We start from the raw sequence: 8,413 nt of genomic DNA, 5'->3' as shown, positions 1-8,413 counted from the left end.
AGTTCCGCTAATTTCTCCAGCAAACTTTCAGCTAAATCAAATAACTTAAACTCATCCTCTTCATCACCCGAATCGCGGGTCATCTCTCCAACCGCAACCCCACCTGCCAAAATCGCGATCGCTTCATGTAACCTATCCGATTCATCAGCAATACTCAAACAACCTTCCAACCGGGTAATAATTTGAGCTAATCCCTCAGTTTCCCTTTGCTGCTGCACTCGCATCGCTAACGGATGATCACTTTCTCGCGCCCAGACTGCGGCGGGATAATCACTTGCCAAAAAAGCACCGATAAATTCGACAACTGAGGTATCAATAAACGTCTGATCTGATGTTAAGGTGACAGAACTCTCTATCGTTGTTTCATCATCATCCCATCTGTCTAACCAATCTCCCTCGATATCCTCAATATATAAATTCACAAAATCAAGTCCATGAGTCAGCCAATCCTGCTGCATTTTCCGGGATTTTTCCAGCGCTTCAGAAAAAGCGCCTAAGTCATCATGACTGTAATTTTGTTGTTTGGTGACCATAAGTTAGATAGGAAATTCCGTTTGTGTTTAAAAAAATCGGTCGTCAGAACCAATATGCTCCGTTAGGGAAATTGGAGATAACGTCCCAGGGGAAGAAAGTCACTGTTATGAAGTGTTATTGTTACTAACTGCTCCAAAAAATCGGGTTTTCCAGGGTTATAGCTTAGAAAAAGTCCTCTATCGATTACCCACATTTGTAGCGTATTTTGCCAATTTTGATATTTTTTTTGAGAATAGTCATGACTCACGCTAGTCACCTGAAGGCAAAGTGGCTTTCTTTGACGATAACTAACAATCAAATCGGTTGCCATAGAAAAATCGGCGATATAGCATCGCCAAACTGTACCCCCTCGACTCTCTATAGTTTGAACGATGGACTTAATAATATCATCGTCTGCTGGACTGAACTCACTTGACATCAACTTTTGTTTCCAAATGTAAAACTTTGGATCACTGCTATTTAGCCATTGGGGAAAAAGATAACCATACCAATATTGTTCCGTGGGCGTCATTTTCTCAAAAGCAGAGTCCTGCAATTCTGGAGAGGATAAGCCTTTAAGCTTAAGCCAAACGTCAGCATCTCGAATCACCTCTAACAAAAACGCCATGACAAATTTTTTGGCAGTAAGTGAACCTGGCTTGATATCTTTCACCCAGCGGTTGATCTCGTCTAACCGTTTTGCTAAACAGGGTTCTATCGATGATGCCTCTTTGATTAGGAATTTGAGTTTAGCCTTGATTTCTAGGGAATGCACATGATTGCTCTATTCGTCGGTAATGGGCTTATGGTTGAATTTATTATATCTCACTTTGTCCCAAGTCTCTACTTGATTCGCCATTAATTAAATTAACATAAAGAAACGCTGGATTGAGCAAAAAATGTACTTATCAGGATGGGTTTATTCAGTTAATAAACTTTGTAATTGATTTAAAGGGTTTGATGCAAGCGTTGATGGCGCTAAAGCGCCTACTACGAACGAACTAAATGTCCTCTTCAGATTGCTGGGACTGTAGCCAATTGAGCAATACTTGAGTGCTACTAAAATAATTTGTAATCCCAACATTTCGTAACGCCGCTTGAACTTCGGGTGTACCAAAGTCCCGTTCATTACTACTCAAAAATACTTGAGTTTCCGTCGGGTAAGATTGAGCATGATGTAAAATACAGTGAAGAATCAGATTATCTGTATAATCTTGATCAATTAAAGAAATAGTTAAACAATCTTGGATCATGGACGGCGTTAAAGCAATGAGTTCGGCTTTTCCAGATATCTGGTTAATCGCTTGAAACAGACGCATTTTTACCTCTGACAGTAACGCCCTGTTTTCTTGACGGGATTGATCTAAATATAATAGTAATCGTTGAGCATGGGATGAGGTCTGATCACGCCGTACTTGACTAATTTGTAAGTTTAACTCATTTTCAAAGCGTCTGCGATACTTTAGCTCCTTTTCCAAGGCTGATAATGCTTCCATCACGCAAATACTTGGCAGGGCGAATTGTACCGATGGTAAGGTACTCTCTAACAGAGTATTGGCTTGCGGATCACGCCCAGTACAAATACTCATCAAAAAATTGGTCTCCAAGTAAAGTATCACCCGCAATCTCCACGTCACTTTTGGTGCTTCCATCTTCTAGCTGCTGCAACAAACCAATAGCCGCTAACTCCTTAGTTGCTGGCGGTGTGACGGACTTCCAGTGATAGGCTAAGTCTCGCAGCCAAGACTCAATTAATGCTTCTAGATAATCTCCATCAATGGTTTGATTGTCACAGCTTGGATCATAGTAGTTTACTATATTTGTTGTTTTTAGGGAACAGATCGCCTCAGACCAATTGACGCCATCCCATTGAACAATTTGAATCGTTTCGGGGTCAACTAGCATCGCGAATGGAACCACGGTTTGTGTGGCTTTTAGGTAGGAGGTAAATTGAGAGAGGGTAAGCTTAACCACACGGCTACCTCTGACATCAGCAACTAGAATAACTCGTCCCTGTTTGTCTAAGGCAATTACATCAGCGGAGATTTGATGACGAAATATCGGATTGGCGGTTTCCATAGGGTTGATTGGTGATGGGTGATTGGTTATAGTTTAACAACAATGGGTTGACAATCTAATCCCTTGGCTGCTGTTGATTGTTCTTCACACTTAATCGGATTCGGCTGAAATAACAGTTTCAAATTGGTCGTATCTTCGGGAACTTCAAACACAAGCTGTCCCTGTCGTTGATCATCCGGACTAATTTCACCCGTCGGTGTCTCAATATCCTCCAATGCACTGGCTAAAAGCGCCACTTCATAAGTATTATTGTTGCTATCGATAACTTCAAAGGAAACCACGGAAAAGGTTTGTGGTTGTTGTCCTTGATTAACAATTGTTGTATCGACTACTACCCACTGATTCCCTTTATTGGGTTGAATCACGCCTTTTCCGGGATGCACCCTGGTGCTGTTAACAGTAAATTGGAGATTGAGATTGTTTTGGCTGATGGAAATGACTTCACCGAGAGAATGTGTTGGTGCTGAAATGGGCTTGGTTGCAGGAGATTCAGTCGTTTCTACAAACGTGCGATCGCGATTTTCAATCGTCTCAGGATTTTGTTCATCAGGAGAACATCCTAGGGCTAAAGTGAGGAGGGTAATCGACGCGATCGCACCGATTTTTTTTAGTGCTTTATACATACTTATTCATCCTTGTCAATATGAGCAAGAAAAAGAAACGTAATCAATTTACCAACATTTGGGTAAATCAAACGAATCTCGGCAAACAATTGGGTTGATCAGCGATAGCCATGGGCAAGAAACTGGTAGAAGGCAGGAGGTAAAAGTTATATATTATTGTCGGGGCGGGTTTAGCCGTTTAATTGATGGGTATACTGATAACTTATCAACAAAACCCGCCCTCTTGTCGTTTCGATTTGAGACAAATGACAAATGACAAATGACGAATGACAAATACCCTAACTTCCCAACATCTGCAACTTATACAAAGCCGCATACAAACCATTCTGTTGTAACAGTTGTTCATGAGAACCCGATTCCACCAACTCACCCCGTTTAAGCACCAAAATTCGGTCTACATTGCGGATGGTTGAGAGACGGTGGGCGATAATAATCGCCGTGCGTTTTTCCAATAAATGATCAAGGGCTTGTTGAATCAAGGCTTCGGTTCCCACATCTAAACTCGCCGTCGCTTCATCTAACACCAAAATTTGCGGATCACGAATCGCCGCCCGGGCAAATGCCAATAACTGCTTTTGACCCCCAGAAAGGTTCGTTCCCCTCTCCCGGAGTTGGGTATCATAGCCTTGAGGAAGTTGTTCGATAAATTGAGCCACATTTGTGGCTTCCGCCGCCGTTTTCACTTCTTCAATCGAGTAGTCTTCGCCCAAGGTAATATTACTTTTAACATCCCCAGCAAACAAAAATCCCTCTTGCAAAATAACCGCCATCTGACGCCGTAATTCAGATTGTGGCAAATCCCGAATATCAATCCCATCCACTAGAATGCGTCCCTTGGTGGCTTCATAGAGGCGACACAGCAAGCGAATAATCGAACTCTTTCCCGCACCCGTGGGACCAACTAACGCCACTTTTTCTCCGGGGCGAATGGTAAAGTTTAAATCTTTGAGAACATAGTCATCCTCTTTATAAGCAAACCAGACATGTTCAAAGCGAATTTCACCTCGATGCGCCGCTATTTGTCCCTTACCATTACTTCTCGGCTGTTCTGAAATTAACGCCGCATGAGATAACTCTGGATCACGAATTTCAATCGGCTCATGCATAATATCACTCACCCGTTCAAGTGCGGTGAATCCAGCTTGGAACATGGTAAACTTGTCAGCAAACTGACGTAAGGGATTAAACAAACGCTGGGCGTAAAGAATAAAGGCAGATAAGACACCAAAACTGAGATTATCTTGCAGAATTAACCAGCCTCCTAACCATAATACCGCCGCGATCGCCACTAAGGATATCCACTCTAATGTGGCAGATACAGCAGAATCGTGAAAGATAGTTTTATCGACTTCCGCGACATAACGTTGGTTCACCGCCCGAAACATCTCAGCATTCACTTGTTCCCGGCGAAATAGCTGAACAATATTAATCCCAGCGATATTTTCTTGCAGCATTGAGTTGAGAGTGGACAGTTCTTCTCTGGCTATATAATTAGCTTCCCGATATTGCTGCTGAAAGTAGACAATCAACCCAGTAACTGGAAATAGCATTAAGATCAAAATTAGCGCCAGTTGCCATTGCAGGGAAAACATAAAAATAGCAATAACCAGCATGGAGAAGATGTCATTGAGAATGCCTATGGCACCACTAGAAAAGACCAATCCTAATGCTTCCACATCGCTGGTGATCCTGGTAATCAGTTTTCCTACCGGAGTTCGGTCAAAAAATCGCACCGCCAGGGAGGTAATATGGTCAAATAAATCATTGCGAATCCCGGCGGTAATTTGCTGACCTAAGTTTTCTTCCAGGAATTTCTGAAAAACGCTACAGACTAATCGGATAATTATACTCAGTAATAACAGAGTTGCCAGAATATTGATGCCTTCTGATAAAGAACGATTATTCAGAAACCACCAGGTTTCTTCTTGACGAATCAAGGAAACCGCTTGCCCAATAATTAAGGGTTGAATCGCACCTAGAATGGATACGGGAATGAGTAAAATAATCGCTGTGATCAGTAAGCGTTTTTTAGTCAGCGCGTAAGGAACCAATCTCCGGAAAAGTCGCCAATCCGTTTCCCCGCGTCGGTTAACGCCTCTAGATGTTGGTGATGATGCCTTAGTCATAGTAAACCCTGGTTTGTAAAAGTCATACAGTCATAAATTCATACATTCGTAGGGGCGAAGAAACCTTCGCGCCCATATTTTTCGGTTCTACGGCTAAATTTTCGCCGCGAACGCTTCGCCCAGTAAAATTCTAAATTTTCGTCACCAAGGCTTTTTCTATAATAGGATTCTGTTTCCACAATTGGAAATCGTTCTCCCGATAGATACGCCGGAAAATGCGGCTGAAAATACGTCCAATATATCATTCTAAATTAAACTATTCAGATAACTTCATACTCATTCCTGATAAAGGATTGACAAAACCCGAACATTGACAGTCAGAGGATTGTTAACTGTTCAAGGTGTGGGTACGGGGAACCGTCTTCTAGCATACAGGTTAACCTATCTGGGCAGATTCTGGAGGAGTTCGTCGTGGCGCTGTCTTCGCCTTAAAGTCAGACACTGACTACAAACGCTGAAGTCAGCAACATTCTCGGTAGGTGTGTCAACCCGTCTCGACCAGCGCCGGATGTATTTCTTTCCAAGATAACGGATCGAGATACACCCGTACAGTGGAGTCAATTTAGCAATTTAGAGGTAAAATTTAGATAAAATTATCCAGTATTAGAAGCAGGAGAAACAAGAATGGCTCAATCAAAATCTAATTCTACAGTATATCGTCGAGGCAGAGTATTTTCTGAGATTCAATGGTCTCCGGAAAAAATAGCCCATTGGAAATCTGAAAAGGAAGAATTGTATCAGCGTTGTCAATTAATTTTTGACCGATTAAAGCCGGAACTCTTTAGTAAGTATAACAATGGGTATGTCGTGATTGAGCCAAATAGTGAAACCTATATTATAGACTTCAATGAGATTACACTCCTGCAAAAGGTGCTTCAAACTTATCCTCACACCCAAACCTTTATGTTTAAGGTGAATAAAACTGGAGTATTCGGCACAATATGATTGAGGGGGAATTTGGAGATAATGAGGAGTTGATTTTTCCAATCGAGATCATTGCGGCTGAAGGATTAGAATTCGAGATCGATGCTATTTTAGACACAGGCTTTTCCGAGTGGCTGGCAATTGATAAGCAGGATGTAGATGAGCTAGGTTGGCTTTATGTTACAAACCAGTCAATGCAGACAGCACGCAGCTTTGATAAGTTTGACATCTATTTAGGGAAAGTTCGCATAGACAAACAAGAGTTTGATATTCCTGTTCATGCAGCTATCGGAGTTACGGATATTTTGCTGGGTCGTAAGTGGTTAAGAAATCGGCAGTTAGTAGTGGATATGGCTTCAGGAGTGTTGACTTTGGGAGAAAATCAATGATCATCCTCACAACTTATGCTGACGAACTTAAACAAATTTTCTTCAGTCTGATTACTCATGAATTCTGCCATCGGGTAAAATAGCTCCCGATAAAATAGCTCCCGTCAGTTTCACCAACAATCGATCGCCTGTTCCCACTTTAGCGCCCCGCAAATCCGCACCACTCAAATCCGCCCCACTTAAATCTGCACCAATTAAATTCGCATCCCGTAAATTTGCCTGAACTAAACAGGCTTGAAATAAGTTAGCGCGAAACAGATTTGCTCCTTCTAAATTCGCGCCACTGAGATTCACCTTATGTAAAAAAGCATCCGTCAGGTTAGCTTGACTGAGATTGGCATTACTAAGATTACGTCCAGATAGGTCTTTTTCTTTGAGATCAACCCCCTGAAAATTAGCACCACTGAGATCAGGCTGCGATCGCGGGCGCTGGGATTGCTTAGGTTCTCTGGGTTGGTAGTAGTTCCTGGATGAGGAGGGCGGTTGCTGCGGTTCTCTGGGTTGGTAGTAGTTCTTGGATGAGGAGGGCGGTTGCTGCGGTTCTCTGGATTGATAGTAACGCCGCGATTGAGTAGATTCTCGTCGGGGCGATCGCCCACGGTAATAATAGGTATTGGAAGCCGATTTGCGTGGCGGTGAGGATGGGGGATTGGGCGGTTTGGGTTTTTGCGATCGCAGTTCGTCTCGCGCTTGGTTAATTTCCTTGAGTTTGGCTTCAGCTTTCTGGCGCAAGCGCTGATTGTCCTCGGGGACGCGATCCGGATGCCAAATAAATGCCAAGTCTTTATAGGCTTGGTTCACTTCTTCTAGGGAGGCTCCGGGTTCTAGTCCCAGTATTCTGTAGTAGTGGTCTAAATTGTTAGATGACATTGCCATTTAGCGCCTGTTGAGCCCGTTAGCACGAGGTTGGAGAACCGATCCGAGTGAATGCGCTACGCCAAACTTAGGTAAATCTAGTGGCGTGGCACAGCTCATAGGTGGACTAGGAAATTAGCGGAAAGCCTTAATCAGTAAAGATTGTAGCATTTTTATAAAGTCACAATTTGTAATCTTAGGTATATGGACAATATACTCAATGCGTGCTTATATTAACCTCAAATTTACCTCAATATCACCATTCTGGTCTTTGAGAAGCGCGATCGCGTCTTGGGCTGTGCCGTCAGGGGGTAATATATTTTCAAATGCATTAAGTTCGGAACATCTGAATTGAGTATTCATGATGTCCACACAGGCTAATTCAGAGATAGTTAGGCTCAATGAGAATAAGTTGTCAGATTTTTTCCTCCTTTTTCCCTGAACTCACTACAATAAATAAAGGATGTAGGAGTGAAGACTTGAACGATTTTACTCTAGCCAATCAGGAGTCTTTAGATGAATTAGCCTGGGCAATGGAAGCCTGTCAGGGACAGTTTTGCCTGATGTTGGCGCGTTGTAACTATGGGTATTTGCAACAACGCCTAATCCAGCAACTGCAAGAGGAATGCACCTTCAACATCCGAGTCATTCACCTGAAGCCAGAAGACAGAACCCTATTTAGCACCGTGCGATCGCAACTGGGACAGGAGATACCTTCTGCCCTTATGGTATCTGGCTTTGCCGCTTTAGACAATCTGGACGACATGTTCGCGGCGATGAATCAGGTGCGGGAGGAGTTTCGCAAGAATTTTCCCTTTCCTTTCATCCTATGGATGAATGATCGGGTTTATATTCGACTGTTGAGAATTGCACCAGATTTTGAGAGTTGGGCAACAACAACCGC

12 protein-coding genes are annotated in these 8,413 nt (G+C 42.8%); 3 read left to right on the top strand and 9 right to left on the bottom strand.

Going from position 1 to position 8,413, the window contains the following annotated elements; genetic code table 11:
• The 7 genes from ACLFWI_RS21830 to ACLFWI_RS21800 all read right to left on the bottom strand — a co-directional run.
• On the bottom strand, positions 1-533 hold a 533-nt coding region (locus tag ACLFWI_RS21830), incomplete at its 3' end, for a hypothetical protein (RefSeq protein WP_446414659.1).
• Positions 534-595: 62 nt separating this feature from the next.
• A complete protein-coding gene (locus tag ACLFWI_RS21825) occupies positions 596-1,288 on the bottom strand; it encodes a hypothetical protein (RefSeq protein ID WP_446414658.1) in 693 nt (230 codons plus the stop codon).
• 226 nt (positions 1,289-1,514) lie between these two features.
• The gene (locus ACLFWI_RS21820) at positions 1,515-2,102 is read right to left on the bottom strand and encodes a PIN domain-containing protein (protein WP_446410364.1); all 588 of its coding nucleotides are present in this window, start codon (positions 2,100-2,102) and stop codon (positions 1,515-1,517) included.
• Positions 2,080-2,592 carry a hypothetical protein gene (locus ACLFWI_RS21815; RefSeq protein WP_446410365.1) on the bottom strand — a complete coding sequence of 171 codons (513 nt, stop codon included), beginning with the start codon at positions 2,590-2,592 and terminating at the stop codon, positions 2,080-2,082. The genes ACLFWI_RS21820 and ACLFWI_RS21815 overlap by 23 nt, the downstream gene beginning before the upstream one ends.
• 26 nt (positions 2,593-2,618) lie before the next feature.
• Positions 2,619-3,215 carry a DUF4352 domain-containing protein gene (locus tag ACLFWI_RS21810; protein WP_446410366.1) on the bottom strand — a complete coding sequence of 199 codons (597 nt, stop codon included), beginning with the start codon at positions 3,213-3,215 and terminating at the stop codon, positions 2,619-2,621.
• Positions 3,216-3,493: 278 nt separating this feature from the next.
• Positions 3,494-5,341, bottom strand: a complete 1,848-nt coding sequence (locus tag ACLFWI_RS21805; RefSeq protein WP_446414657.1) for an ABC transporter ATP-binding protein — start codon at positions 5,339-5,341, stop codon at positions 3,494-3,496.
• Between the two features lie 38 nt (positions 5,342-5,379).
• A complete protein-coding gene (locus ACLFWI_RS21800) occupies positions 5,380-5,586 on the bottom strand; it encodes a hypothetical protein (protein ID WP_446414656.1) in 207 nt (68 codons plus the stop codon).
• A gap of 379 nt (positions 5,587-5,965) precedes the next feature.
• Between ACLFWI_RS21800 and ACLFWI_RS21795 the strand changes: the two genes are divergently transcribed.
• Entirely contained in the window at positions 5,966-6,286 is a 321-nt protein-coding gene (locus tag ACLFWI_RS21795) for a hypothetical protein (RefSeq protein ID WP_446410368.1), read from the top strand.
• On the top strand, positions 6,283-6,654 hold the full coding sequence (locus ACLFWI_RS21790) for an aspartyl protease (protein ID WP_446410369.1): 372 nt from the start codon (positions 6,283-6,285) through the stop codon (positions 6,652-6,654). Before ACLFWI_RS21795 ends, ACLFWI_RS21790 begins: the two co-directional genes overlap by 4 nt.
• Before the next feature lie 51 nt (positions 6,655-6,705).
• Here the strand turns inward: ACLFWI_RS21790 and ACLFWI_RS21785 are convergent, their stop codons facing one another.
• Both ACLFWI_RS21785 and ACLFWI_RS21780 read right to left on the bottom strand, forming a co-directional pair.
• On the bottom strand, positions 6,706-7,524 hold the full coding sequence (locus ACLFWI_RS21785) for a pentapeptide repeat-containing protein (RefSeq protein ID WP_446414655.1): 819 nt from the start codon (positions 7,522-7,524) through the stop codon (positions 6,706-6,708).
• A gap of 213 nt (positions 7,525-7,737) precedes the next feature.
• Positions 7,738-7,872, bottom strand: coding sequence for a hypothetical protein (locus ACLFWI_RS21780; RefSeq protein WP_446414654.1), 135 nt, complete (start codon positions 7,870-7,872; stop codon positions 7,738-7,740).
• A gap of 116 nt (positions 7,873-7,988) precedes the next feature.
• Between ACLFWI_RS21780 and ACLFWI_RS21775 the strand changes: the two genes are divergently transcribed.
• Positions 7,989-8,413 (top strand): hypothetical protein (locus ACLFWI_RS21775; protein WP_446414653.1); only part of this gene is annotated, 425 nt, incomplete at its 3' end.

It is taken from the genome of Coleofasciculus sp. (assembly GCF_046539235.1).
Classification (GTDB): Bacteria; Cyanobacteriota; Cyanobacteriia; order Cyanobacteriales; family Coleofasciculaceae; genus Coleofasciculus.
Note: the sequence above shows the minus strand (reverse complement) of the source record. Positions and strands in the feature narration are given on the sequence as shown.